Annotated in this window: 21 protein-coding genes; 17 read left to right on the top strand and 4 right to left on the bottom strand. The window is 73.5% G+C overall.

Annotation, left to right across the window (positions count from 1 at the left end):
• Positions 1-95 precede the first annotated feature (95 nt).
• Positions 96-1,007 carry an ABC transporter ATP-binding protein gene (locus ACYVJ4_RS06715; protein ID WP_460459339.1) on the top strand — a complete coding sequence of 304 codons (912 nt, stop codon included), beginning with the start codon at positions 96-98 and terminating at the stop codon, positions 1,005-1,007.
• Entirely contained in the window at positions 1,004-1,819 is an 816-nt protein-coding gene (locus ACYVJ4_RS06710; RefSeq protein WP_460459338.1) for an ABC transporter permease, read from the top strand. Before ACYVJ4_RS06715 ends, ACYVJ4_RS06710 begins: the two co-directional genes overlap by 4 nt.
• Positions 1,820-1,898: 79 nt before the next feature.
• On the opposite strand, the gene ACYVJ4_RS06705 is transcribed toward ACYVJ4_RS06710, so the two are convergent.
• Together ACYVJ4_RS06705 and ACYVJ4_RS06700 are read right to left on the bottom strand one after the other, a co-directional pair.
• On the bottom strand, positions 1,899-2,945 hold the full coding sequence (locus tag ACYVJ4_RS06705) for a DNA topoisomerase IB (RefSeq protein ID WP_460459337.1): 1,047 nt from the start codon (positions 2,943-2,945) through the stop codon (positions 1,899-1,901).
• Positions 2,946-2,989: 44 nt separating this feature from the next.
• Complete coding sequence (locus ACYVJ4_RS06700; RefSeq protein ID WP_460459336.1) at positions 2,990-3,862, bottom strand: oxidoreductase; 873 nt, start codon at positions 3,860-3,862, stop codon at positions 2,990-2,992.
• 99 nt (positions 3,863-3,961) lie between these two features.
• Between ACYVJ4_RS06700 and ACYVJ4_RS06695 the strand changes: the two genes are divergently transcribed.
• Complete coding sequence (locus ACYVJ4_RS06695) at positions 3,962-4,576, top strand: TetR/AcrR family transcriptional regulator (protein WP_460459335.1); 615 nt, start codon at positions 3,962-3,964, stop codon at positions 4,574-4,576.
• 81 nt (positions 4,577-4,657) lie between these two features.
• On the top strand, positions 4,658-6,160 hold the full coding sequence (locus tag ACYVJ4_RS06690; protein ID WP_460459357.1) for a S8 family peptidase: 1,503 nt from the start codon (positions 4,658-4,660) through the stop codon (positions 6,158-6,160).
• A 95-nt stretch (positions 6,161-6,255) separates the two neighbouring features.
• Here ACYVJ4_RS06690 and ACYVJ4_RS06685 read toward each other — a convergent pair whose 3' ends face one another.
• Positions 6,256-7,839, bottom strand: a complete 1,584-nt coding sequence (locus ACYVJ4_RS06685; RefSeq protein ID WP_460459334.1) for a GGDEF domain-containing protein — start codon at positions 7,837-7,839, stop codon at positions 6,256-6,258.
• Positions 7,840-8,182: 343 nt separating this feature from the next.
• On the opposite strand from ACYVJ4_RS06685, the gene ACYVJ4_RS06680 reads away from it, so the two are divergent.
• From ACYVJ4_RS06680 to ACYVJ4_RS06660, 5 genes are all read left to right on the top strand, one after another.
• A complete protein-coding gene (locus ACYVJ4_RS06680; RefSeq protein ID WP_460459333.1) occupies positions 8,183-9,877 on the top strand; it encodes a nitrite/sulfite reductase in 1,695 nt (564 codons plus the stop codon).
• Positions 9,874-10,569, top strand: coding sequence for a phosphoadenylyl-sulfate reductase (locus ACYVJ4_RS06675; RefSeq protein ID WP_460459332.1), 696 nt, complete (start codon positions 9,874-9,876; stop codon positions 10,567-10,569). The genes ACYVJ4_RS06680 and ACYVJ4_RS06675 overlap by 4 nt, the downstream gene beginning before the upstream one ends.
• Complete coding sequence (gene cysD, locus ACYVJ4_RS06670; protein ID WP_460459331.1) at positions 10,566-11,504, top strand: sulfate adenylyltransferase subunit CysD; 939 nt, start codon at positions 10,566-10,568, stop codon at positions 11,502-11,504. The genes ACYVJ4_RS06675 and cysD overlap by 4 nt, the downstream gene beginning before the upstream one ends.
• Positions 11,504-12,757 carry a sulfate adenylyltransferase subunit 1 gene (locus tag ACYVJ4_RS06665; protein ID WP_460459330.1) on the top strand — a complete coding sequence of 418 codons (1,254 nt, stop codon included), beginning with the start codon at positions 11,504-11,506 and terminating at the stop codon, positions 12,755-12,757. The genes cysD and ACYVJ4_RS06665 overlap by 1 nt, the downstream gene beginning before the upstream one ends.
• A 103-nt stretch (positions 12,758-12,860) precedes the next feature.
• Positions 12,861-15,182: a putative bifunctional diguanylate cyclase/phosphodiesterase gene (locus ACYVJ4_RS06660; protein ID WP_460459329.1), complete on the top strand. Its 2,322-nt coding sequence runs from the start codon at positions 12,861-12,863 to the stop codon at positions 15,180-15,182.
• Positions 15,183-15,278: 96 nt separating this feature from the next.
• Here ACYVJ4_RS06660 and ACYVJ4_RS06655 read toward each other — a convergent pair whose 3' ends face one another.
• Positions 15,279-16,742: a DEAD/DEAH box helicase gene (locus ACYVJ4_RS06655; protein WP_460459356.1), complete on the bottom strand. Its 1,464-nt coding sequence runs from the start codon at positions 16,740-16,742 to the stop codon at positions 15,279-15,281.
• Positions 16,743-17,069: 327 nt separating this feature from the next.
• On the opposite strand from ACYVJ4_RS06655, the gene ACYVJ4_RS06650 reads away from it, so the two are divergent.
• The 8 genes from ACYVJ4_RS06650 to ACYVJ4_RS06615 all read left to right on the top strand — a co-directional run bounded on the left by ACYVJ4_RS06650 (position 17,070) and on the right by ACYVJ4_RS06615 (position 25,296).
• Positions 17,070-18,542, top strand: coding sequence for a sugar porter family MFS transporter (locus ACYVJ4_RS06650; RefSeq protein WP_460459328.1), 1,473 nt, complete (start codon positions 17,070-17,072; stop codon positions 18,540-18,542).
• Positions 18,543-18,688: 146 nt separating this feature from the next.
• The gene (locus ACYVJ4_RS06645) at positions 18,689-20,221 is read left to right on the top strand and encodes an MFS transporter (protein ID WP_460459327.1); all 1,533 of its coding nucleotides are present in this window, start codon (positions 18,689-18,691) and stop codon (positions 20,219-20,221) included.
• A 47-nt stretch (positions 20,222-20,268) separates the two neighbouring features.
• Positions 20,269-20,967 carry a lysoplasmalogenase gene (locus ACYVJ4_RS06640; protein WP_460459326.1) on the top strand — a complete coding sequence of 233 codons (699 nt, stop codon included), beginning with the start codon at positions 20,269-20,271 and terminating at the stop codon, positions 20,965-20,967.
• A 51-nt stretch (positions 20,968-21,018) separates the two neighbouring features.
• Complete coding sequence (locus ACYVJ4_RS06635; RefSeq protein ID WP_460459325.1) at positions 21,019-21,180, top strand: hypothetical protein; 162 nt, start codon at positions 21,019-21,021, stop codon at positions 21,178-21,180.
• Between the two features lie 97 nt (positions 21,181-21,277).
• Complete coding sequence (locus ACYVJ4_RS06630; RefSeq protein WP_460459324.1) at positions 21,278-22,303, top strand: HNH endonuclease family protein; 1,026 nt, start codon at positions 21,278-21,280, stop codon at positions 22,301-22,303.
• Positions 22,304-22,506: 203 nt separating this feature from the next.
• Positions 22,507-23,340, top strand: coding sequence for a peptidoglycan-binding domain-containing protein (locus ACYVJ4_RS06625; protein WP_460459323.1), 834 nt, complete (start codon positions 22,507-22,509; stop codon positions 23,338-23,340).
• Positions 23,341-23,438: 98 nt separating this feature from the next.
• Positions 23,439-24,329, top strand: a complete 891-nt coding sequence (locus ACYVJ4_RS06620) for a peptidase inhibitor family I36 protein (protein ID WP_460459322.1) — start codon at positions 23,439-23,441, stop codon at positions 24,327-24,329.
• Positions 24,330-24,360: 31 nt separating this feature from the next.
• Entirely contained in the window at positions 24,361-25,296 is a 936-nt protein-coding gene (locus ACYVJ4_RS06615) for a peptidase inhibitor family I36 protein (protein ID WP_460459321.1), read from the top strand.
• The last annotated feature ends 115 nt before the right edge of the window (positions 25,297-25,411 follow it).

Here is a 25,411-nt window from a genome sequence, read left to right as displayed (position 1 = left end):
CGGGTGCCGGGCCCCGAGATCACCGACTTTCGTCGGGGGTGGTCGAGCCGCGCGGCCGATCCGCCGCGGGGGTCCTCCCGGCCAGGCTGGTCCGCATGATCACGGTCCAGAACCTCACCAAGCGCTACGGCCGCACGACGGCCGTCGACGACGTCAGCTTCGAGTGCCGCCCCGGCACTGTCACCGGCTTCCTCGGGCCCAACGGCGCGGGCAAGTCCACCACCTTGCGCATGCTCACCGCGCTGACCCCGCCGACGTCAGGGACCGCCCTGGTCGACGGCAAGCGCTACCACGACCTGCCCAACCCGGGCCGCGTCGTCGGCGTCATGCTCGACGCCGCCGCGGCGCACGCCGGCCGCACCGGCCGCGAGACGCTGCGGGTCGCCGGGCAGGTGCTCGGCACGTCCCCGCGCGCGGCCGACGACATGCTCGAGCGGGTCGGGCTGGCCCAGGCCGCCGGACGTCGCGTGGGCCAGTACTCGCTCGGCATGCGCCAGCGGCTCGGCATCGCGGTCGCGCTGCTCGGCGACCCGGCCGCGCTGGTGCTCGACGAGCCCGCCAACGGCCTCGACCCCGAGGGCATCCGCTGGATGCGCGAGCTGCTGCAGGACTTCTCGGCCCGCGGCGGCACGGTGCTGCTGTCGAGCCACCTGCTCAGCGAGGTGCAGGCCACCGTCGATCGCCTGGTCGTCATCGGCAAGGGCCGGATCGTCGCGAGCGGCGACCTGCACGAGCTGCTGGCCGGCTCGGGCGTGAAGGTCCGCGCTCTCGACAGCGCCGCGCTGGGGGCGGCGCTGCAGACCGCGGGCCTGTCGCCCACGCCGACCGCGGACGGCGGCTGGGCCGTCGACGCCTCGCCCGAGCAGGTCGGCCGCGCGGCCGCCGCTGCCGGGCAGGTGCTGGTCGAGCTGCGCGCCGCCGACGGCGCCGGCCTCGAGGACCTGTTCTTCAGCCTGACGGCGGGCACGACGCTCGCCGCCCCTTCGACCACCGAGGACGCAGCATGAGCACCGCCGTCTCCACCCCCGTCAGCACCGCTCCGTCGCCCGGGCGCGTGGCGTCGTCCGGTGGTCGCGTCGTGCGGCCGTCGTTCGTGCGGCTCACCCGGATCGAGCTGCGCAAGGCCGTGGACTACCGCGCCGGGCGGTGGGTGCTCGGCGTCATGGTCGCGCTGGGCCTGGTCGGCCTGGTGTGGCTGGTCTGGCAGACCTGGCACGCACCGACGTCCGACCCGATCAGCTTCCGCGACTTCACCGACGTCGCGCTGCTGCCCACGGCGATGCTGCTGCCGGTGCTGGGGATCCTGGCGATGACCGGTGAGTGGACGCAGCGGACGGCGCTCACGACCTTCACGCTCTCGCCGCGCCGCGTGCCGGTGCTGCTCGCCAAGCTCGTCGCGGCGGTGCTGCTCATGGTGGCGGTGATGGTGGCGGTGATCGCGGCCGCCGCTGCGGCGACCGCGCTGGCCGGAGCGATCTCGGGCAGCCCGGTCGACTGGACCGAGTCGTGGAAGTACTGGGTCGGCACCTTCGAGACCCAGGCGCTGTTCGTGCTGATGGGCGCGGGCTTCGGCGCGGTCATCCCGATCACGGGCGTGGCGCTGACGGCGTTCTTCGTGGCGCCGCTGCTGTTCTCGGTCATCGCGAACACCGTGCTGAAGTCGGCCGGTCCGTGGTTCGACGTGTTCAGCACCTTCGACCGGCTGGGCGCGTTCCGCCTGGACGGCAAGGGCTGGGAGTCGCTGACCTCGGTGACGATCTGGGTCGTGGTGCCCCTCGTGGCCGGCCTGTGGGCCAGCGTCCGGCGCGAGGTCAAGTAACCCCTCCCGCACTTGTGAAGGGTTGCCAACCCTTCAAGCGCCTCTGAAGGGTTGGGAACCCTTCACAAGTCGGGGTTGGTCAGCTGCGGCGGGCGCGGGTCTTGGAGGCCGGCGCCTGCCGCAGCATGCGCAGCACGGCCTTCTCGATCGCGCCGTGGGTCGCGGGGTGACCGGGCCCGGCGCCCTCGCCGAGCTTGCGCAGCGCGTGCTCGACCGTGACGCCGTCCTCGAACAGGTCGACCACGCGCGGGTCGACGTACGACGCGCGCGCCACGGTCGGGGTGTTGCCGAGGTAGTCCGACACCTCGCGCATCGCCCGAGCGACCGCGCGCTTGCGGGCCGTCGGGTTGGTCGCGGCGTTGGTCGAGACGGCGAGCGCGACGGCCGCGAGCACGGTGCCGTGCCAGGTGCGGAAGTCCTTGGCCGAGACCTCGCCGCCGACCACCTGCTTCACGTACTCGTTGATGTCCTCGCTGGTGATGTCGCGCCAGGGTCCGCGACCCTCGCGGAACGCCAGCAGCTCCTCGCCCCCGCCGCGACGGCGCTTCAGTGCGCGCACGGCCTCGAGCACCTCGGGCTCGCCGAGCGCGACGTACCGCTCCTTGCCGGACTTGGCGACGTACTCGAAGACGATCTCGTCGTCGGTCACGGTGACGTGGTCGCGCATGATCGTCGCGAGGCCGTAGCTGCCGTTCTGCTCGGCGTAGGTCTCGCCGCCGATCCGGAAGAAGCCGAGGTCGAGCAGGCGGAACGCGGTGGCCAGCGCGCGCTCGCGCGGCATGCCGTCGAGCGCGAGGTGCTGCGACACCTGCTGGCGCGCCTTCGGCAGCCGCGCCGCCACCTCGAGCACGCGGTCGTGCTTGGCCTGGTCGCGCTGCCGCCGCCACTCCTGGTGGTACAGGTACTGGCGCCGCTCGGCGGCGTCGGTGCCGACCGCCTGGATGTGCCCGTTGGGCCAGCGGCAGATCCAGACGTCGTCCCACGCCGGCGGGATGACGAGCGCCTTGATCCGGGTGATGACCTCGGCGTCGGTGACGCGCTCGTCGCGGTCGAAGTACAGGAAGCCCTTGCCCCGCCGGCGGCGCGACAGGCCGGGCTGGGTCGGCGAGACGGTCCGCAGGCGCATGCTCGGAGCCTGCGGGCTGATCCGTTGCGCCGCAACCGGAAGCGTCAGCGAGCCGGTCGGGACGGCACCGAGAACTGACGGCGGACGAACGCGTCCCACGCGCGGTCGCCGCCGAACCGCCGCAGGGCGACCATGGCGCGCGCGGCCGGGGTGATGAGGTAGCGCGAGCGCGGACGACGGGACTCGACCGCCCGCCGGACGACGCGGGCGACCTTGGCGGGAGGCACCGAGAACGGGCCGCGGTAGCCGTCGGCCATGACCTGGTCGGCGTGCTGGCGCAGCTCGTCGTAGGGCGAGGCCGTGCCGCCGTCGGTCGCGGGGGCGTCGTCCGACGTGGAGGCGAGCGTGCCCGCGGCGACGTCGCCGAACCCGGTGCGGATCATGCCGGGCTCGACGAGCACGACCTCGACGCCGAACGGTGCGACCTCGACCCGTAGCGCGTCGCTGATGGCCTCGAGCGCGTACTTCGACGCGTGGTAGTACCCGCCGGCCGGGAAGGTGATGCGGCCGCCCATGGAGCCGATGTTGACGACGCGGCCGCGGCCGGCGCGGCGCATGCCGGGCAGCACGAGCTGCACTAGCCGCGACAGGCCGAAGACGTTGGTCTCGAACTGGCGTCGCACCGCGTCGATCGAGACCTCCTCGACTGCGCCGTACTCGCCGTAGCCGGCGTTGTTGACGAGGGTGCCGACCTGGCCGTGGGCCGCCTCGACGGCGGCGACCGCGGCGGTCATGGACGCCTCGTCGGTGACGTCGAGCGGGAGCACCTGCGCGCCCGCCTCGGCCAGCTCGTCGAGCGTCTCGGGACGGCGCGCCGTGGCGTAGACCGTGTGGCCGTGGGCGAGCAGGTCGAGGGCGACGGCCCGGCCGATCCCGCTGGAGCACCCGGTGACGAGGACGGGGTCGTGCAGGACCATGATGGTCGCTCCTTTGACTAACGTGCGTTAGGTGATATCTGAAGGTAACGCCTGTTAGGCTTCCAGCGCAAACCCCACCACTCCGAGGAGCGCTCGACCGTGCCTGCTGCCCGCGCCGCCAACCCTCGGGGGCAGGGCGCCCGGCTGCGCGACGAGCTGCTCGAGGCCGCCACCCGGCTGCTCGAGCGCGACGGGCGCGACGCCGCCCTCACCCTGCGCGCCGTCGCCCGCGAGGCCGGCGTCGCGGCGCCCAGCGTCTACGCCCACTTCGCCGACCTGGACGAGCTGGTCGTCGCGCTGGTCGGCCACCACCTCGCCGCGCTCGGGGCCGTCGTCCGTCGGTCGGCCCGGCGGGCGGGGGAGGACCCGGTCGCGCGCGTGCGGGCGGTCGGGCAGGCGTACGTGCGGTGGGGGCTCGCGCACCCCGGGCCGTACACGGTCGTGTTCGAGGGACGGGCGCTGCGCCAGCTCACCACCGAGCAGGAGCGGGCGATGACCGCGGGCAGCGGACTGCTCGACACCGTCGTCGAGCTCGCGGCAGCCGTCCCGCACGCCGGTCCGGGCGCCGCGCCGGACCCGCAGCTGGCGGCCGTCGCCGTGTGGTCGGCGCTGCACGGCGTGGTGTCGCTGCGGCTGTCGAAGCCCGCGTTCGAGTGGCCGCCGGTGCGGTCCCACGTCGACGCCGTCCTCGCGGGGCACCTGCCCGGAACGTGACCTCTGTCTCGTTCGCTCGTTGAGCCCGTCGGACGCCGTCCGGCACGGGGCCGGGGCGAGAGCTGGAGGACGACGGTGCGCATCAGCAACCGAGCGCGACCTGCAGGTGTCGGACGACGGGCCCGCTGGGGCGCCGTCCTGGTGGCCGGGGCGCTGGTGCCGCTCGGCCTGAGCGCGGCCCCGGCGGGTGCGGCGTCCTCGCAGGCGAGCCTGCAGCCGTGGTTGGCGAAGCGCCTGGGCGCGCTGTCGTCGGTCGCCTCCGAGCAGGTCATGGTGCACGGCACCGACATCGCGACCGCCAAGAAGGCCGTGCAGGCGTCCGGCCTGCACCTCACCACGACGTTCGACACGATCGGCGTCGCGGTCGCCAAGGGCACCAAGACCCAGATCCAGGCGGTGCGCAGCCAGCCCGGCGTCACCTACGTCGAGGGCAACCAGCCGATCGCGTTCAGCCTCGACCACTCCCACCAGGCCACCCGCGGCGCCGAGGCGGTCTCGACGCTCGACGGCGCCAACGGCTCGAGGCTCGACGGCAAGGGCGTCAGCGTCGCCGTGATCGACAGCGGCGTCGACCCGACCCACCCGTTCTTCAAGGAGGCGGACGGCGGCACCGCCGTCGTGCGCAGCCTGAAGTCGGTCTGCCTCGACGAGTCGACGCAGAGCACGAGCTGCATCGTCGACCTGCCGACGTCCGTCGACACCGACACGCTGTCGGGCGGCGGCCACGGCACGCACGTCAACGGCATCGTCGCGGGTCGCCCGACGACGACCACCGACGGGCGCAAGCTGCAGGGCGCGGCCCCCGGCGCCAAGCTCGTCGACATCTCCACCGGCGCGGTGCTGCTCATCGTGGGTGCCGACTCGGCGCTGAACTGGGTGCTCGAGAACCACGCGCACCCCTGCGGTGCCGGCGTCCCGGCGTCCACCTGCCCGCCGATCAAGGTCACGAACAACTCGTACGGCCCGACGGGTGGCGGCGCGTTCGACCCGAACTCCGCGACGGTCAAGCTGCAGCGCGCGCTGGCGGCCGAGGGCGTCGTGACGGTCTGGGCCGCGGGCAACGACGGCGGAGACGGATCGTCGTCGCTGACCAACCCGCCCGGCCAGGACCCGACCGGCGGCATCATCTCGGTGGCCTCGTACAACGACCAGAACACCGGTACCCGCAGCGGCACCGTCAGCGACTACAGCTCGCGCGGCGCGGCGTCGCAGACCTCGACCTGGCCGGACATCTCGGCCCCGGGCGAGAACATCACGTCGTCCTGCCGGCTGTACCTGCCCATCTGCTCGACCGGGCTCGACCCCGTGAACGGCCCCGGCGCGCTCGACATCGGCACCTTCAACACGATCAGCGGCACCTCGATGGCCGCGCCGCACATCGCGGGCATCGTGGCGCAGATGTTCCAGGCGAACCCGAGCGCGACCCCGGCGCAGGTCGAGGACGCCCTGAAGTCGACGGCCCACCAGTACACCGACGGCGCGGCCTACAGCACCGTCGGCGCGTACACCACGTCGTTCGACAAGGGCACGGGCCTGGTGGACGTCGTCGCCGCCGCGACGAAGCTGGGCGCCACCGCCCGCTGACCTCGACGAGAGGTCCTGCAGACCCAGCGGCCGGGCGCCAGGAGGGAGGCGCCCGGCTGCTGGCTGCCCGCCGCAAGGCGTGGTGAGTGGTGCGGTCAGGGGGTGGGGGTGCCGCGGCTGACGCGGTTGCCGCCGGCCCGCTTGGCCTCGTACATGGCCCGGTCGGCGGTGGCGACGGACGACGACACGGCCCGCGCGTCGCCGCTCGAGATCCCGATGCTGGCCGTGGCGGTGCAGTCGTCGATCGCGTCGACCGCCTTCACCATGCGCTGCGCCACCCGGTGCGCCGCCTCGACGCTCGCGCCCGGCAGCAGCGCGGCGAACTCGTCACCGCCGAGGCGCGCCACCAGGTCGCCGTCGCGCAGGTTCGTCGTCAGGGCCACCGCCACGCGCCGCAGGACGTCGTCGCCGGTGTCGTGCCCGAGCGTGTCGTTGATCTCCTTGAAGTGGTCGAGGTCGACCAGCAGGACGGCGACCGGCCGGCTCCCGTCGGCGGCCTCGCGCAGCGCCTCGACCGCGGCGTCGAAGGCCCGCCGGTTCGCGATGCCCGTCAACGGGTCGGTGCGGGCGCTCTCGGACACCCGCTCGTGCTCGGCCCGCAGCACGTCGTAGGACTGCATGGTCGTGGCGACGTGCAGCGACCGCAGCCGCTGCCGCCACAGGGCCTGCGCCAGCGCCTCGCCGTACTCGAGCGCGGCGGCGGCGTCGGCCGAACCACCGGACGCGAGCAGGTGCGCGCGGGTGTGCTGGGCGGCCGCGACCGCCGTCCAGGGGGCGCCCGGCCCGAGCGAGGCGATGGCCTGCTCGATCAGCTCGAGCGCCTCGGCGTGCTGGCCGCAGCGGCTCAGGGCCACCGCGTGGAACGGCGCGGCGCCCGAGAACTCGACCTCCATGCCGTGCGCCGTGATGCGGGCCTCGTACTTCTCGATGTCGGCGAGCGCGGCGTCCGGGTCGGGGCTGTCGGCCCGCGCGCACGCCGCGAGCAGCCCGCCCATGTCGCGCCAGCGCTTGCTCTGCGGCCGGCCGGCGGCGTCGCGCGCCCGTGAGGCGAACGACTCGGCCTCGCGGCTGTGCTTCTCGGCCTCGGCCGGCTGCCCGACGCGGTAGAGCTCGAGCGCCCAGTCCAGGTGCAGGTAGGTGAGGTTGAGCAGCCACATGCAGGCGGCGTCGGTGCCGTCGTCCGAGCGCAGGCTGAGCTCGAAGGCCGCCTCGTACTGCGGCACCGCGAGCTCGTAGAGCCGCAGGTGGTGGTAGCCCAGCGCGACACCGGTGTGGGCGCGGCTGGCCACGCGCGCGTCCAGCCCGCTGGCCTCCGCGCGCGCCCCGGCCTCGGCGTCGACGAGGTCGCGCAGCACGGCTTCCATGTCCTGCTCGGCGATGTCCTGCTCGCCGAGCCGCAGCCGTTCGTCCGCCCGCAGGGCGAGGGCGCACGAGCGCCAGCCGGGGCTGCCCTCGCGGTCGGCCGCCGCGACCATCAGGTCGCACGCCGCCATGCAGGCCCGGTCGTCGCCGATCACGGCCAGCGCGACGGCCCGCGCGTAGTGCAGGGCGGGGGCGCCGTCGACGAGGTCGCCGGTGGGCTCGCGGAGCAGCCGCTCGGCCTCCGCGAGCACCTCGTGCTCCTCGCCGGACTGCGCTCGCTCCAGCAAGCGCGTCGCCAGCTCGCCCTGCTCGTCCATCCCGCTCCCCGCTCGGCCCCCGACCCTGAAGGGTCAGGTCGGCAGTCACCGTAGTGAGGTTGAGCGCTTGCCGCAGGCTGCACACGCCGAGCCGTCGGGGACGTCCGGATCGTCCCGTTGTCCCACATGTCGAGAGGCCGTGCCACCAGGTGGACGGTGTGCGACCATCGACGGGTGATCCCCGCGCAGCCCCACCTCGTGAGTCGACGCCACGTCGACCTCGGGCGCACGCGCAGCATGATCTGTCGCGGCGTCTGAGCCGCCCTGACGACGTCGACGTCGTCCCCTCGCACCGTCCGGCGCGCTGCAGCGCACCCGCGGAGCCCTCAGACCCCGAGGACGCATGACCGCCACGACCCCTTCCCAGACCGCACCCGCGGGCCGGCCCGTTCCGTCGCAGGGCCAGTGGGCCCTGGGCGACCGCACGCCGCTCAACGGCAACGAGCGGTTCAAGGCCGAGGACGACGCGCTGAACGTCCGCGCCCGCATCGAGCAGGTGTACTCGCGCGAGGGTTTCGACAGCATCACGGACGACGACCTGCACGGCCGCTTCCGGTGGTGGGGGCTCTACACGCAGCGCAAGCCCGGCATCGACGGCGGCCGCACGGGTTCCCTCGAGCCGCACGAGCTCGAGGACCGCTACTTCATGCTGCGGGTGCGCGTCGACGGCGGCGCGCTCACCACCGAGCAGCTGCGCGTCGTCGGCGAGCTCAGCACCGAGCTGGCGCGCGACACCGCCGACATCACCGACCGGCAGAACGTGCAGCTGCACTGGGTGCGCGTCGAGGACGTGCCCGAGATCTGGCGCCGGCTCGAGGCCGTGGGGCTGCAGACCACCGAGGCGTGCGGCGACTGCCCGCGCGTCGTCCTCGGCAGCCCGGTCGCCGGCATCGCCGAGGACGAGATCGTCGACCCCAGCTGGGCGATCGACGAGATCCAGCGCCGGTACGTCGGCGACCCGGCCTTCAGCAACCTGCCGCGCAAGTACAAGACGGCGATCACGGGCATGCCCACCAACGACGTCGTCCACGAGATCAACGACGTCGCCTTCACCGCCGTCGTCCACCCCGAGCACGGGCCGGGCTTCGACCTCTGGGTCGGCGGCGGGCTCTCGACCAACCCGCGCCTGGGCGTGCGGCTGGGCGCGTGGGTGCCCCTGGACGACGTCCCCGACGTCTGGGCGGGCGTGACCTCGGTCTTCCGCGACCACGGCTACCGCAAGCTGCGGCACAAGGCCCGGCTGAAGTTCCTGCTCGCCGACTGGGGACCCGAGAGGTTCCGCGAGGTGCTCGAGCAGGACTACCTCGGGCGACGGCTGCTCGACGGCCCCGCCCCCGAGCCCACCGCGGACGTCGGCGACCACGTCGGCGTGCACCGCCAGCGCGACGGGCTCAGCTACGTCGGCGCCGCCCCGACCGTCGGCCGGGTCTCGGGCACCCTGCTCACGCAGCTGGCCGACCTGGCCGAGGCGCACGGCTCGCAGCGCGTACGCCTCACGCCGCACCAGAAGCTGCTGGTGCTGGACGTCGCCGACGACCAGCTCGAGCCGCTCGTCGACGGCCTGCGCGAGCTCGGTCTCGACGCCACGCCGAGCCCGTTCCGCCGCAGCACCATGGCCTGCACCGGCATCGAGTTCTGCAAGCTCGCGATCGTCGAGACGAAGGCGCTCGCGGCGCACGCGATCAGCGAGCTCGAGCATCGCCTCACGGACGTCTTCGGCGACCTCGACGCCCCGATCTCGTTGAACGTCAACGGGTGCCCCAACTCCTGCGCGCGCATCCAGGTCGCCGACATCGGGCTCAAGGGCCAGATCGTCACGGACGACGACGGCGAGCAGGTGCCGGGCTTCCAGGTGCACCTCGGCGGCGCGCTCGGCCTCGACCCGGGCTTCGGCCGCAAGGTGCGCGGCCTCAAGGTCACCGCCGAGGAGCTGCCGGACTACGTCGAGCGCGTCGTCCGCCGGTTCGTGGCCCAGCGCGAGCCCGGCGAGCGGTTCGCCACCTGGGCCGTGCGGGCCGACGAGGAGGCGCTGGCGTGAGCACCACCACCGCGGACCTGCGCGAGCGGGCCGAGCAGGCGGGACGAGACCTCGACGACGCCCCCGCGCTCGAGGTCGTGCGGTGGGCGGTCGAGGCCACCGGCGGCCGGCTGGCCGTCGCCGGCAGCATGCAGGACGCCGTCCTGCCGCACCTGGTCTCGCAGGTGCTGCCGGACGTCGACGTGCTGTTCCTCGACACCGGCTACCACTTCGCAGCCACGCTCGAGACCCGCGACGTCGTGGCCCGCCGGCTCGATGTGACCGTCGTCGACGTCCTGCCGCGCCAGACGGTGCAGGAGCAGGACACCGAGCACGGCCCGCAGCTGCACGACCGCGACCCCGGGCTGTGCTGCTTCCTGCGCAAGGTCGACCCGCTGGCCCGCGCGCTGGAGCCGTACGCCGGCTGGGTCACCGGCGTGCGCCGGGAAGAGGCGCCGACCCGTGCCGCCACCGCCGTCGTCGCCTGGGACGAGAACCACGACATGCTCAAGGTCAACCCGCTCGCGCGCTGGACCGCGGACGACGTCGAGGCCTACCAGGTGCAGCACGACCTGCCGCGGAACCCGATGGTGGCGCAGGGTTTTCCGAGCATCGGCTGCGAGCCCTGCACCCGCCGCGTGGCACCGGGTGAGGACCCGCGGTCCGGCCGGTGGGCGGGCACCGACAAGGTCGAGTGCGGGATCCACTCATGACCCAGCTGCTGCCCGCGAGCGCGGTCGAGGCCGACGTCCCGTACCGGCTGGACGAGCTGGACGCGCTCGAGAGCGAGGCCGTCCACATCATCCGCGAGGTGGTCGCCGAGCTCGAGCGCCCGGCCCTGCTCTTCAGCGGTGGCAAGGACTCCGTCGTGATGCTGCACCTGGCGGCGAAGGCGTTCTGGCCCGGGCCGCTGCCCTTCCCGCTGCTGCACGTCGACACCGGGCACAACTTCCCCGAGGTGCTCGCCTTCCGCGACACCACCGTCGAGCGGCTCGGTGCGCGGCTGCACGTCGCGCGCGTGCAGGACTACCTGGACGACGGCCGCCTGCGCGAGCGGGCCGACGGCACGCGCAACCCGTTGCAGACCCAGCCGTTGCTGGACGCCATCGCCGAGCACCGGTTCGACGCGGTCTTCGGCGGCGGCCGCCGCGACGAGGAGAAGGCGCGGGCCAAGGAGCGCGTCATCAGCCTGCGCGACGAGTTCGGCCAGTGGGACCCGCGCAACCAGCGCCCGGAGCTCTGGAACCTGTACAACGGCCGACACCGTCCCGGCGAGCACATGCGCGTCTTCCCCCTGAGCAACTGGACCGAGCTCGACGTCTGGCGGTACGTCGAGCGCGAGCGGATCGAGCTGCCGGCGCTCTACTACGCGCACGAGCGCGAGGTCTTCGAGCGCGACGGCATGCTGCTCGCGGTCGGCGAGCACGCCCGGCCGCGCGACGGCGAGCACGTGCAGACCCGGCGGGTGCGCTACCGCACGGTCGGCGACATGTCGTGCACCGGCGCCGTCGAGAGCGACGCGCTGACGGTGCAGGACGTCGTCGTCGAGGTCGCGGCGACGCGCATCACCGAGCGCGGGGCGACGCGGGCCGACGACCGGCTCAGCGAGGCCGCGATGGAGGACCGCAAGAAGGAGGGCTACTTCTGATGAGCACCCTCCTGCGCCTGGCCACCGCCGGCTCGGTCGACGACGGCAAGTCCACGCTCGTCGGGCGGCTGCTGCACGACACCAAGTCGGTGCTCGCCGACCAGCTCGACCACGTCGAGCGGGTCAGCCGCGACCGCGGCCTCGAGCGCGTCGACCTCGCGCTGCTCACCGACGGCCTGCGGGCCGAGCGCGAGCAGGGCATCACCATCGACGTCGCCTACCGCTACTTCGCCACCGCCCGCCGCTCGTTCGTCCTGGCCGACTGCCCGGGGCACGTGCAGTACACGCGCAACACGGTCACCGGCGCGAGCACGGCCGACGCCGTCCTGGTGCTGGTGGACGTCCGCAAGGGCGTGCTCGAGCAGACGCGGCGCCACCTCGCGGTCGCCGCGCTGCTGCGCGTGCCGCACGTCGTGGTGGTGGCCAACAAGATCGACCTGGTGGGCTTCGACCCCGCGGTGGTGTCCCGGCTCGACGCGCAGGTGCAGTCCCTGGCCCGCGAGCTGGGCCTGGCCGACGTCCGGGTCGTGCCGGTGAGCGCGCTGGACGGCGACAACGTCGTCGAGCGGTCTGCCCGCACGCCCTGGTACGACGGGCCGGCCGTGCTCGAGCTGCTCGAGCAGCTGCCGCCGGTCGACGACCCGCGGCACGAGCCGTTCCGCCTGCCGGTGCAGCTCGCCCTGCGGCCGCAGGGCGGGGCGCGCGACCCGCGGCACGTCGACTACCGCGGGTACGCCGGCCAGATCGCGTCCGGCGTCGTGCGCGTCGGCGACCCCGTCGTCGTCCTGCCGTCGGGGCGGCGCACGACGGTCGCCGGCATCGACACCGCCGACGGGCCGCTCGACGTCGCCTTCGCGCCCCGCTCGGTCGCCGTGCGGCTGGCCGACGAGGTCGACGTCTCGCGGGGCGACCTGATCGCCGCCGCGGACGACGCTCCCGAGCCCACGCAGGACCTGCGCGCCACCGTGTGCTGGCTCGGCGACCGGCCGCTGCTGCCCGGCGCGCGCGTGCTGGTGAAGCACACTACGCGCACGGTGCAGGCCGTCGTCCGCGAGGTCGTCGGCCGGCTCGACCTCGACGACCTCGCCACCAAGCCGGCAGAGTCGTTGCAGCTCAACGACATCGGCGTGGTGCAGGTGCGCCTGGCCAGCCCCGTCGTGGCCGAGCCCTACGCCGCGCACCGGCGCACCGGCGCGTTCCTGCTCGTCGACGCCCAGGACGGCGCGACGCTGGCGGCCGGGATGGTCGCTTAGCGACAGATGGGGCCAGTGGGGTGGTCTTCGCCGTTCGGGCACCGTGCGGCTCCGGTGCGTGACACCATGGGTCGTCTGCGTGTCGTTCGCGACGGAGGTGGGGATGGCCGACGGGGGGCAGGACACCGCGCGCCACCTCCCGGTGCCCGCGCAGTCCGTGCTGCCGCCGGAACGTTGGCTCAAGGTGCTCGTCGAGGCGCAGCACCACATCGCGCGGTCCGGGCCGGCGCCGGACGACGTCGCGCAGGCACTCGTCGACGAGACCCATCGCATCCTCGGCGGGTCGGTCGCGGTGCCGCTGCTCGACGCCGGGCACCTGCGCATCGCCGCGGTGGCCGGCGTCACCGGCGGTCTGCTCCAGGCCGGTCACCGGCTGTCGGCCCGCGGCACCCTGAGCGAGAAGTCGCTGCTGCTCGGCGAGCCGCTGCTGTGCCACGACGCGACCACCGACCCGCGCATCGCTCCGGTGATGCACGAGCGGTACGGCATGCGCTCCCTGGTCGTGGCGCCGGTGCGCCACGGCGGGATCTCGCTCGGCGTCGTCGTCCTGGGCTCGGCCGAGCCGCACGCGTTCTCGCAGGAGGACTGCGACGTCCTGTCGCTGCTGGCCTACTCGGCGTCCGCCGCGATGGTGGCGTCGACGATCCGCACCGACCTGGCCGGCGAGCGGCTGCGGCTGTCGGCCGCGTCGAGCCTCACCGGCACGGGCCTCTGGCGCTGGGACGCGGTCGCCGACGAGCTGCAGTGGTCGCCGGAGATGTACGACATCACCGGTGTCGACGAGTCGGTGACGCCGACGCTCGAGCTGTGGGAGTCGTTGCTGCACCCCGACGACCGCCGCCGCTGCTCGATGCAGGAGCACGTCGCCGACTCCCCCGAGGGGCGCACCGAGACGCTGCGGCTGCGCCACGCGGACGGCGGGTGGCGCGAGCTGGTGGCCTGGTCGCGCGCGATGCTCGACGGCGACGTCCTGACCGGTGTCTTCGGCGCGACGGTCGACGTCACGAGCCAGCGCGGCGCCGAGCGCGAGGTGGCCCGCATGGCCGCGCGCGACGGCCTCACCGGCCTGGCCAACCGCACCGTCCTCGACGAGCTCACCCGGCGCAGCATCGCCACGCTGCCCGAGCCCGACCCGGCCGAGCTGCTGCCGATCGACGGCGACCTCGCGGCCGACCTCTCCGACGGGCTGGGCCCGCTGGCGGCGCTGCTGCTGCTCGACCTCGACCGGTTCAAGCTCGTCAACGACACCCTCGGCCACGCCGTCGGCGACGCGCTGCTCGTGGCCGTGGCCGACCGGCTGACCAGCGCGCTCGAGCTGCACGACGTCAGCGACTGCTCGCCGACCGTGGCCCGGCTCGGCGGCGACGAGTTCGTCGTCCTGCTGCCATGGGTCGCCGGTGTCGAGGCCGCGGTCGACGTCGCGCGCTGGCTGCTCGACGAGGTGCGCCAGCCGATCACGGTCGAGGGCGTCGAGCTCGTCTGCACCGGCAGCATCGGCATCTCGGTGGCGTCGCACGCGGGTCGCGCCGGCGGCGAGCTGTTCCGCGAGGCCGACCTCGCGATGTACCGCGCCAAGACCGCGGGTCGTGACCGGGTCGCCCTGTACGACAGCGCCCTTCGCGCCGAGGCCGAGTCGCGGGTGCGCGCCGAGCGGCGGCTGCGGGCGGCCATCGAGCGCGGCCGGCTGGTCGCGGTGCACCAGCCGATCGTGCGGCTGGCCGACGAGCGCGTCGTGGGCGTCGAGGCGCTCATGCGGTTGGTGGACGACGAGGGCGACCTGGTGCTGCCCGAGGGCTTCATCGACGTCGCCGAGGACACCGGCCTGATCGTCGAGCTCGACCGCTGGATGCTCGAGACCGGCGTGGCGCGCCTCGCGCAGTGGGCGGCCACGGGCGAGAACGAGCTGATGATGCAGGTGAACGTCTCGGCGCGGACCTTGAGCCAGCCCGGCTTCGACGGCGAGGTGACCCGGCTGCTCGAGCGGCACGGCGTGCCGTCGTCCGCGCTGCGGCTCGAGCTCACCGAGACCAGCCTGGTGCCGGGCGACTCACCGGCGCAGGACGCCATGCGCGCGCTCAAGGCGGTCGGCATCCTCACCGGCGTCGACGACTTCGGCACCGGCTACTCGGCGCTGTCGTACCTGCAGGACCTGCCGGTGGGGTTCATCAAGGTCGACCGGTCGTTCGTGAAGCGGCTCGACGGCACGTCACGGCCGAGCGCCGTCGTCCGGGCGATCGTCGAGCTCGCCCACGCGCACGGGTACTCGGTGACGGCCGAGGGCGTCGAGAGCACCCAGCAGGCCGAGCTGCTGCGCGACATGGGCTGCGACCACGCGCAGGGCTGGCTCTTCGGCCGCCCCACCGTCGAGCAGGCGCCGACGCGCACCTGGATCGAGAACCGCCGCGGAGCCGCTCCCGCCCGCTGACCCGGTCGCAGTTGATCACGTCATGCAGGGCCAGGCCTGCTGTCCAAGGGTTGCAGCCCTTGGAAAGCAGGCCCGAGCCTTGGCATGTCCTGGCGGTCAGCCGTTCTGGTGTCGGCGCGGGGCGCCGTGACGCGGGCCGCCCTCGCGACGGGGGCCGCCCTCGCGACGGGGGCCGCCCTCACGACGGGGACCGCCCTGGCGCGGACCGCCCTCGCGACGACCGGCGTAGCCGCCACCGCGCCGCGGACGGGCCGGACGGCGCGGGAACAGGTCGCGCTCCTCGACCAGCTCGCCGCTCGGCGTCGCACCACGGGTCACCTGCAGGACGGCGTCGTCGAACGGCCGCACCATCTCGGGCGTGGTCTCGACGCCGGCCGCCGTGGTGAGGCGGTCGACGAGGCGGCGCTGGTGCGGCAGGGCCAGGGTGATGACCGTGCCGGTGCCACCGGCGCGGGCCGTGCGGCCGGCGCGGTGCAGGTAGTCCTTGTGGTCGGCCGGCGGGTCGACCTGGACGACGAGGCTGACGTCGTCGACGTGGATGCCGCGAGCCGCGACGTCCGTGGCGACGAGAACCGGCACGTGGCCGTCCTTGAACGCGCCCAGCGTGCGGTTGCGCGCACCCTGGCCGAGGCCGCCGTGCAGCGCGGCCGCGCGGACGCCCTGCTCGCGCAGCTGGCCGGCGACGCGGTCGGCGCCGAGCTTGGTGCGGACGAACACGACGGTGCGGCCCTCGCGCGCGGCGAGCGCGGCGGTGACGGGCGCCTTGTGGGCGGGCTTCACCAGCCACACGTGGTGCTCCATCGTCGTGACCGACGCGGTGGCGCCGTCCGTCTCGTGGGTCACCGGGTCGGTCAGGTAGTCGCGCACGAGACGGTCCACGTCGCCGTCCAGCGTCGCGGAGAACAGCAGGCGCTGGCCGGTGCTCGGCGTGTGGTCGAGCAGCTCGGTGACGGCGGGGAAGAAGCCCATGTCGCACATGTGGTCGGCCTCGTCGAGCACCGCGATCTCGACCTCGGAGAGGTCGCAGGCGCCGCGGTCGACCAGGTCGGTCAGGCGGCCCGGCGTGGCGACGAGCACCTCGACGCCGCGCTCGAGCGCGCTGATCTGCTTGTGGTACGGCAGACCGCCGGCGACGAGCTTGACCCGCACGCCCATGACGTGGGCGAGCGGCTCGAGGCTGTCGTGCACCTGCATGGCGAGCTCGCGGGTCGGCACGAGGACGACGGCGCGGGGCTTGCGCGGGTTGGTGCGGCCGCCGGCGAGCCGCGCGAGCATCGGCAGGCCGAAGGCGAAGGTCTTGCCGGAGCCGGTCTGGCCGCGGCCGAGGACGTCGCGTCCGGCCAGGGCGTCGGGGATGGTCGCGGCCTGGATCGGGAACGGCGCGGTGACGCCGTCGCGGGCCAGCCGCTCGACGAGCAGCTCGGGCAGGCCGAGGGCCAGGAAGGCGTTGTCGGCGGCGACCTTGACGGGTCGCACGCGCTGACGGTCGGTGCTGGGGTGGTGCGAAGACAAGAGGGTGAACTCGTTTCGTGACGGCTGGCACGACGACGAGCCGCACAGCGGCGCTGCTGGCGAGGCGTCGACACGCCGGGCGCTCCAGGGGGCACCCGTGGCACCGGACGTCAGCGGTTGCTGGCCGGTGGGGTGTCGGAGCGCCGAGATGTGACGTGCCTGGGGCCGCCAGCCGCCCGGGACGGACCCGTTCAGCTCGACGGCGCGCGCCGACGTCCTCCATCCTACCGGCGCCGCGGGGGTGGTCATGACCACGTGCGACGAGACGCCGGTCACGGACGGCGCGCGAGCGGTTCCCCGGTGGCCGGGTTTGTCCGGCGGGCGTAGAACTGTCCCGGACCGCGATCTTCGTACCGCCGAGCGAGAGGACGACCCATGTCGGACGCGCGAGAGGACGCCGCGCCGTCGAGCTCGGCCCAGGAGCACCACGGCAAGGTGGTCATGCTCTCGGTGGCGGCGGCCGTGGGCGGCTTCCTGTTCGGCTTCGACTCGTCGGTGATCAACGGTGCGGTCGACGCGGTCGAGAGCCAGTTCGAGCTCTCGTCCTTCGTCACCGGCTTCGTCGTCGCGATCGCGCTGCTGGGCTGCGCGGCGGGCGCCTGGTACGCCGGCCGCTGGGCCGACCGGTGGGGCCGCACCCGCGTGATGCTGATCGGCGCGGTCCTCTTCTTCGCCAGCTCGATCGGGGCCGGTCTCGCGTTCTCGGTGTGGGACCTCGCGTTCTGGCGCCTGGTGGGCGGTCTGGGCATCGGCATCGCCTCGGTGATCGCGCCCGCCTACATCGCCGAGATCGCCCCCGCCTCGATGCGCGGGCGGCTGGGGTCGTTGCAGCAGATGGCGATCACCATCGGCATCTTCGTCGCGCTGCTCTCGGACGCCTTCTGGGCCAACACCGCCGGGGGCGCGAACGACCAGATCCTGGGCCTGCCGGCGTGGCGCTGGATGTTCCTGGTGGGAGTGGTGCCGTCGCTGGTCTACGGCGTCCTCGCGCTGCAGATCCCGGAGTCGCCGCGCTACCTGGTGGCCAAGGGCGACCTGAAGACGGCCGCCGACGTCCTGCGCCGCTTCGTCGGCCTGCGCCAGCCCGACCGCAAGATCGACGACATCCAGAAGACGATCGACCGCGAGCACACGCCGTCGATGAAGGACCTGCGCGGCAGCACCTTCGGGCTGATGCCGATCGTCTGGGTCGGCATCGCGCTGTCGGCCTTCCAGCAGCTGGTCGGCATCAACGTGATCTTCTACTACTCGACGACGCTGTGGCAGGCCGTGGGCTTCAGCGAGTCCGACTCGTTCGTCATCTCGGCGATCACCGCGGTGACGAACATGGCGGTCACCGTGGTGGCCATCGCGCTCGTCGACAAGATCGGACGTCGGGTGCTGCTGCTCGCGGGGTCCGCGGGCATGGTCGTGGCGCTGGGGGCCATGACGCTGGCGTTCACCCAGGCGGTCATCACCGTCGCGGACGACGGCACCAAGACGCCGCAGCTCGGCAGCCCGTGGTCGGGCATCGCGCTGGTGGGCGCCAACCTCTTCGTCGTGTCGTTCGGCGCGACGTGGGGACCCGTGGTGTGGGTGCTGCTGGGCGAGATGTTCCCCAACAAGATCCGGGGCGCCGCGCTGTCGGTGTCCGCCGCCGCGCAGTGGATCACCAACTTCATCATCACCACGACCTTCCCGCCGCTCTCGGCGGTCTCGCTGGTGCTCGCCTACGGGCTGTACACGGCGTTCGCGCTGCTGTCGTTCTTCTTCGTGCTCTGGAAGGTCGACGAGACGAAGGGCCGCGAGCTCGAGGACATGACGGGCGACGTCCGGTCGCGCCGGGCGCCGGCGGAGGCGCGGACGTAGGAGGGTTCGCCCGGTTCGCCCCCTCGTGCCCGTTGCGCGTCGGTGAACGGGCGGAAAAAGATCGTGCGATCGGGACTGTCGGTGGGCTTCCCTAGGTTCTTGCTTGCATCACGCAAGCAGTTCTGGCCAGCTCTCCGGGAGACCCCGTGTCCGACTCACTTGCCCCCGCGTCCGCCGAGACCGGCGCCGACGCCCCCGACCCGCGCCGGTGGTGGGCGCTGACGGTGCTCGCCGCCGCGCAGCTGATGATCATCCTCGACGCCTCCATCGTGAACATCGCACTGCCGTCCGCGCAGAAGGCGCTCGACATCAGCAACGCCGACCGGCAGTGGGTCGTCACGGCCTACACGCTCGCGTTCGGAGCGCTCCTGCTGCTCGGTGGTCGCATCGCCGACTACACCGGCCGCAAACGCACCTTCATCATCGGCCTGCTCGGCTTCGCGGGTGCCTCGGCGCTCGGTGGCCTGGCGCCCAACCAGCAGCTGCTCTTCGCGGCCCGAGGCCTGCAGGGCGCGTTCGCCGCGCTGATGGCCCCCGCGGCGCTGTCGATCGTCACGGTGATGTTCACCGAGCCGAAGGAGCGGGCCAAGGCGTTCGGCGTCTTCGGCGCGCTCGCCGGCGGCGGTGCCGCGATCGGCCTGATCGTCGGCGGTGCGCTCACCGAGTACACCTCGTGGCGCTGGTGCCTCGGCGTCAACGTGCCGGTCGCGCTGGTCGTGGCTGCCGCCGCCACCGTGCTGGTGCACGAGAGCAAGGCGCACGGCGACACCCGGTACGACGTGCCGGGCGTGCTGCTCGCCACCGGTGGCCTGTTCTCGCTGGTCTACGGGTTCACCGAGGCCGCTCGCGCCGCGCACCCCGAGATCGCCGGCGACACGTCGGTCAAGGGCTGGACCAACGGCGCCACCCTGACCTTCCTCGGCCTCGCCCTGGTGCTGCTCGTGGCGTTCGTGCTGTGGGAGCGGCGCAGCCCCAACCCGATGCTGCCGCTGCGGGTCGTGACGCACCGCAACCGCGGCGGGTCCTACCTGGTGTTCCTCTTCGTGGGCGCGGGCCTGTTCGCCATGTTCCTGTTCCTCACCTACTACTTCCAGATCAACCTGGGGTACAGCCCGCTCAAGGCCGGCTTCGCGTTCCTGCCGTTCAGCGGCGGGATCATCGTGTCGGCCGGCATCGTCGCGCAGCTGCTGCCGCGCTTCGGGCCCAAGCCGCTGATGGTGCCCGGGCTGGTCATGGCCGTGGTCGGCATGCTCCTGCTCACCCGCATCGACGTCGGCACGGCCTACTGGTCGCACGTGCTGATCCCCGAGCTGCTGATGAGCTTCGGCCTGGCCGGGGTGTTCATCCCGGCGTCCAGCACGGCGCTGCTCGGGGTCGAGCCGCACGACGCCGGCGTGGCCAGCGCGGTACTCAACACCTCGCAGCAGATCGGCGGGTCGCTCGGCACGGCGCTGCTCAACACGCTGTTCGCCGGCGCGGTGACGGGCTACATGGCCGACAACCTGCGCTCGCCGCAGGACGCGCCGCGGCTGCTGCCGTCGGCGTTCGTGCACGGCTACCACGTGTCCTTCTTCTGGGGCGCGGTGATGTTCGGCTTCGCGCTGCTGGTGGCCGGCCTGGTCATCAACGCCCGCAAGCAGGACGTGCCGGCCGACGGCGTGCCGGTCGCGGCCGCCTGACCGCTCGGCCCGGGAGCGCACCGGCGCGGCCTCGCTAGGCTGCGCCGGTGCGCCGACCCCGCCTCGTCCCCGCCCTGCGGATCGCGGTGCTCGGGCTGGGCGCGGTGCACTGCGCGGCGCAGCTGCTCGAGGTCCGGCCGCTGGTGCTGGCGACGAAGCCGCTGCTGGTGCCGACGATCGCGGCGCTGGCCGTCGCGACGTCCCGGGCCGCGGGTCGTCGTCCGTCGCCGTGGCTGCTCTCGGCCCTGGCGGCCAGCACCGCGGGCGACGTCGCCCTGATGTCGGGGTCGACGCCCGCGTGGCTGGCGGGCATGGGCGCCTTCCTGGTGGCGCAGGGCTGCTACGTGCGGCACTTCGCCGAGCTGGGTGCGCTCGACGCGCTGCGCCGCCGCCCGGCGCCCGCCCTCGCCTACGGCGCCGGCTGGGTCGCGGCCAACCTCGCCGTCGGTCCGCACCTGGGCGAGCTGCGCTGGCCGGTGCTGGTCTACAGCGCGGCGCTCGCGACCATGGGCGCTTCGGCCTCCGCGCTGGGCGCGCGCCTGGCGTGGGGCGGCGGGATCTTCGTCGCGTCCGACCTGCTGATCGGCCTCGGCATCGCCGGCGTGGACGTGGGCGGCCAGGACGCCGCGGTCATGGCCACCTACGTCGCGGCCCAGTACCTGCTGGTCACCGGCGCCGTCGCCCGCGCCGACACGCCGGCCGCCGCTGGCTCTCCCGAGCGCATTTTCTCGAGCCCGTCTGCTTGAGATGGTGCGAAAGCGCTGCGGGGGCGCCGGGGCGGCTGCGATGCTCCCGCCGTGGCACGGACGACGGTGGTGGTGGGCCTGGCGCTGGTCGGCGCCGGCATCGCGCTGGTGCCCCTGCCCGGACCGGGCACGCCGATCCTGGTGATCGGCCTGCTGGTGGTGGCCGCCGGCGTCGCGCTGCTGGTGCAGGACCGGCGCGAGACGCGCAGCTGACGCGAAGGGGACATTCCGCGAAAGCACCCACGCCGCGCCACCGGGCGGGGCATGCTGCTGCGCCAGGCGAACAATTGCCGTGGAGCAGGGGTCGCGCATGCAGTTCAACGCACCGCCCGGGTGGCCGCAGCCGCCGGTGGGTTGGACGCCGCCGGCGGGTTGGCAACCCGACCACTCCTGGCCGCCCGCACCAGCCGGCTGGACGTTCTGGGTCCCCGCCCACCCGGTGGAGCACCACGACGTCGCGACGACCGAGCTGCTGCGTCCGCCGCCGCTGCGCTGGGCGCCGTCCGCCGTCGCCGGGCTGGTGGCCGCGGTGGCGATCGCGGTGCTCGTGACCTCGGTGATCAGCGCGGTGCTGCGCACCAGCGGCGAGGGGCTCGGCGCGGCGGCCGACCCGCGCCCGAGCCCGGCAGCGACCGCAACCACCGCAGCCAGCGCCGGCCCCGCAGCCACAGCAGCCACCGCCGTCCCCGCGACCGAGGCCGGCGCCGCGGGCACGTCGCTCGCGGCGCTCGCCCGCGTGCCGGTGAAGGGGCGTGCGCCGCGCACCGGCTACGAGCGCGCGGCCTTCGGCGCCGCCTGGAGCGACACCGACCGCAACGGCTGCGACACCCGCGACGACGTCCTGCGGCGAGACCTGCACGCGTACGTGCTGAAGGCCGGCACCCACGGCTGCGTGGTGCTGCGCGGCACGCTGGACGACCCGTACACCGGTCGCTCGGTCGCGTTCGTGCGCGGTCCCGGGACGTCGTCGCGCGTGCAGGTCGACCACGTGGTCCCGCTCGCCGACGCCTGGCAGAAGGGCGCGCAGCAGTGGGACGCGGCGCGGCGCGAGCAGTTCGCCAACGACCCGCTCAACCTGCTCGCCGTCGACGGCCCGACCAACCGCCGCAAGGGGGACGGCGACGCGGCGACCTGGCTGCCGCCCGACACCGGCTACCGCTGCCAGTACGTCGCCCGGCAGGTCGCGGTCAAGGCCGCCTACGGCCTGTGGATGACGGACGCCGAGCGCTCGGCGTCCGCCCGCGTGCTGGCCGGCTGCCCGCAGCAGCGGGGCCCGGCGGCGACGCCGTTCCACCTCGGCGGCGGACCCGTCGAGACGGTGCCGCCCGGCCGCTGAGCCCCGCCCCACGCGGCGCGCGGGCTGTCAGGCCAGGGCGCGGCGCAGTCTGACAACACCGACGTCCTCGCAGGTCAGCGCCCTGCTGACAGCAGGGAGCGGCGTCCGGGCGCGCGACGGGGGTGCCGGACACCTGGCGTCCGGGCGCAGGGTGTGCGCCGGCGGCCCGCAGGGGGGTCCGCCACCCCGCACCTGGAGGTCTCATGCCGTTCCGCCAGTCCCTCGCCGTCGGCCTCGCCGTCGCGTTTCTCGTGCCGGTCGGCGCGTCAGCAGCCAGCGCCACGGCCGCCGCGCTGCCCGTCGTCGACGTGGAGGCGACCGTCAAGGCCGCGCAGATCGACCCGCGGCGGGCCGACCACACGTACACGACCGGCGCCAAGGCGAGCGTCCTGGCGGTCGAGCGCGCGCTGCAGGCCAAGGGGATGCTCGACCAGCAGTGGGTCGACGGGTACTTCGGCAGCGAGACGGTGGCCGCCTACCAGCGGTTCCAGAAGTCCCTCGGCTACACCGGCCTGGACGCCAACGGCCTGCCCGGCAAGACCTCGCTGACCTCGCTCGGCACCAACCGCTACACGGTCGCGCACGTCGTGACGCCGGGCGCTCGCGTCTCGATGGACGGCCAGCTCGTCGACACGCGCACCAAGGCGATGATCGTCGAGGCCGAGCGCCTGCTCGGTCGCGACCTGGTGCTCGAGCAGGGCTCGTACAACCCCGGCGGCGACCCGACGTCGGCCGGCACCCACGACGGCGGCGGCGTCGTCGACATCTCGGTCACCGGCATGACCGCCAGCACGCGCACGACGGTGGCCAAGACGCTGCGCAAGGTCGGCTTCGCGGCCTGGGTGCGCAACCCGAGCCAGGGCGACTGGCCGTGGCACATCCACGCCGCGGCGATCAACGACACCGACCTGTCGAGCCAGGCGCAGCACCAGACCGGCGACTACTACCTCGGCCTCAACGGCCTGGCGGACCGGGCGGCGGACGACGGCCCGCACGTGCCCATCGTGACGTGGGAGGAGTACCAGCGCGCCCAGTGACGCCGGCCGCGCACGACCACCGCACCACCTGGCAGCAGGCACCACCCGACAGAACGCACCACCTGACAGCAGGCACCACCACCGATCCGGAGGACACCATGAAGACGCTCGGCAAGACCCTCACGACGGCGGGCCTCGCGCTCGCGGTCTCCGTCCCGGCCCTCGCGGCCAGCTCGCCCGCCTTCGCCGCCTCGCGCGACGGCGTCTGCAACGCCGGCGAGTTCTGCTACTACTACAACAGCAACGAGGCCGGCTCGGTCTCCGACTTCACCGGGTCGATCGACGACTACGGCACCACCCAGCCCAGCTGCTACGACTTCAAGGGCGCCGGCAACGGCAAGGGCCTGTGCGTCAAGAACAACGCGGCCTCGGTCTGGAACCGCAGCTCCGTGGCGGTGCGTGTGTTCTTCAACAGCGGCTACGGCGGCTCGTACCAGACCATCGCGGCGGGCGACAAGGCCAACCTCAACGCGACGCTGAAGAACAACAACGCCTCGCACGACTTCGGCCCGTTCGCGGCGCGCACCGACATGTCGTACGGGCTGTACAAGGCGACCGGCGGCCGGATCACCTGCGGCTTCGACGGCTACCAGAGCACGCCCGGGCGCCACGAGGGCATCGACATCGCGCGCAGCGTCGGCTCCGACGTCCACGCGCTCGTCGCCGGCACCGTGATCAACGTGGTCCGCGGCTCCACGGGCAGCGGCGGCCTGTCGACCATCGCGGTCTACAACGCCTCGCTCGACAAGACCGTCATCTACCTGCACACCGCGCCGCGGGCCGCCGTCACCATCGGCGACGCCATCAGCGTCGGCGAGGTCATCGCGGACGAGTCGTGGCACGGGGTGTCGTCCAGCGGCGCCGCGCACACCCACGTCGAGATGCGTCCGGGCCGGCACACGCTGGCGGCCAAGAGCGTCGGCGACCCGACGCTGGACAACCCGGACCCGACGTCCTTCTGGCACGCCCGCGGCTACAACGTCCACTGACCTGACGACCTGACGACTGAGGACGACGGACATGACCAGGACCAGGACGGCGCTCTCCGCGCTGCTGGCCGTGCTGGGTCTGCTGCTGACCGGACTGGCGTTCGCGCCGTCCGCGTCGGCGGCAGCCCGGGACGGGCACTGCGACGCGGGGGAGTTCTGCTACTACTTCAACAGCGGCGAGGCCGGGTCGATCTCGGACTTCACCGACTCGCTCGACGACTACGGAGCCACCCAGCCGAGCTGCTACGAGTTCAAGGGAGCCGGCAACGGCCAGGGGCTCTGCGTCAAGAACAACGCGGCGTCGGTGTGGAACCGCACCGGCAAGACGGTGCGGGTGTACTTCAACAGCAACTTCGCGGGGTCGCACCAGGACTTCGGCGCGGGCACCCGCGGCAACCTGAACGCCACGCTGAAGAACAACAACGCCTCGCACCAGCTGCTGTCGTCGGCACCGCCCACGGGCTGCAAGACCGACGGCACCAACACCACGCTGCCCACCACGATCCTCGTGTACCGCACGGGGCTCGGGCGGGTCGACCGGGTCAACTTCAAGACCTACGTGAAGAACGTGCTGCCGAACGAGTGGGTGTCGAGCTGGCCGGCGGCCTCGCTCGACTCCGGCGCCATGGCGGTCAAGAGCTACGCCTGGTACTGGGCGCTGCACTCGACCCGCAAGACGCCGGGCGGCGCGTGCTACGACGTCCGCGACGACACGGGTGACCAGGTCTACCGGCCGTCGTCCGCGGTGGCCTCGACCAGCGCAGCGGTCGACCGGACGTGGACGGTGCGGATGACCCGCAGCGGCAACGTCCTGCAGGCGCACTACTGCTCGACGACCACCGCGTGCGGTGGCTGGGTCGACGGCAACTGGATGTCGCAGTACGGCTCGCGCGACCAGGCCAACGCGGGCAAGGGCTACCGCGCGATCCTGCAGTCGTACTACACCGGGATCGTGATCACCGGCTAGTCACGACCACGGTCGCCAGGCGGCCCGGAACGGGGACTTCTCCCCCTTCCGGGCCGCCCGGTCTGCCGGTAACGTCCCCACCGCAGCCCGGCGACGTCGGGCGCGTGCTGCGAGG

This window comes from Angustibacter peucedani, assembly GCF_054779595.1.
The sequence above is the reverse complement of the archived record's forward strand: the minus strand, read 5'-3'. Positions and strand labels throughout refer to the sequence as shown.

Bases quoted from the DNA above. Each gene is read 5' to 3' on its own strand.
- ACYVJ4_RS06715 (WP_460459339.1), top strand. From the start codon at position 96: ATGATCACGGTCCAGAACCTCACCAAGCGCTACGGCCGCACGACGGCC.
- ACYVJ4_RS06710 (WP_460459338.1), top strand. From the start codon at position 1,004: ATGAGCACCGCCGTCTCCACCCCCGTCAGCACCGCTCCGTCGCCCGGG.
- ACYVJ4_RS06705 (WP_460459337.1), bottom strand. From the start codon at position 2,945: ATGCGCCTGCGGACCGTCTCGCCGACCCAGCCCGGCCTGTCGCGCCGC.
- ACYVJ4_RS06700 (WP_460459336.1), bottom strand. From the start codon at position 3,862: ATGGTCCTGCACGACCCCGTCCTCGTCACCGGGTGCTCCAGCGGGATC.
- ACYVJ4_RS06685 (WP_460459334.1), bottom strand. From the start codon at position 7,839: ATGGACGAGCAGGGCGAGCTGGCGACGCGCTTGCTGGAGCGAGCGCAG.
- ACYVJ4_RS06680 (WP_460459333.1), top strand. From the start codon at position 8,183: ATGACCGCCACGACCCCTTCCCAGACCGCACCCGCGGGCCGGCCCGTT.
- cysD (WP_460459331.1), top strand. From the start codon at position 10,566: ATGACCCAGCTGCTGCCCGCGAGCGCGGTCGAGGCCGACGTCCCGTAC.
- ACYVJ4_RS06665 (WP_460459330.1), top strand. From the start codon at position 11,504: ATGAGCACCCTCCTGCGCCTGGCCACCGCCGGCTCGGTCGACGACGGC.
- ACYVJ4_RS06660 (WP_460459329.1), top strand. From the start codon at position 12,861: ATGGCCGACGGGGGGCAGGACACCGCGCGCCACCTCCCGGTGCCCGCG.
- ACYVJ4_RS06650 (WP_460459328.1), top strand. From the start codon at position 17,070: ATGTCGGACGCGCGAGAGGACGCCGCGCCGTCGAGCTCGGCCCAGGAG.
- ACYVJ4_RS06630 (WP_460459324.1), top strand. From the start codon at position 21,278: ATGCAGTTCAACGCACCGCCCGGGTGGCCGCAGCCGCCGGTGGGTTGG.
- ACYVJ4_RS06625 (WP_460459323.1), top strand. From the start codon at position 22,507: ATGCCGTTCCGCCAGTCCCTCGCCGTCGGCCTCGCCGTCGCGTTTCTC.
- ACYVJ4_RS06620 (WP_460459322.1), top strand. From the start codon at position 23,439: ATGAAGACGCTCGGCAAGACCCTCACGACGGCGGGCCTCGCGCTCGCG.
- ACYVJ4_RS06615 (WP_460459321.1), top strand. From the start codon at position 24,361: ATGACCAGGACCAGGACGGCGCTCTCCGCGCTGCTGGCCGTGCTGGGT.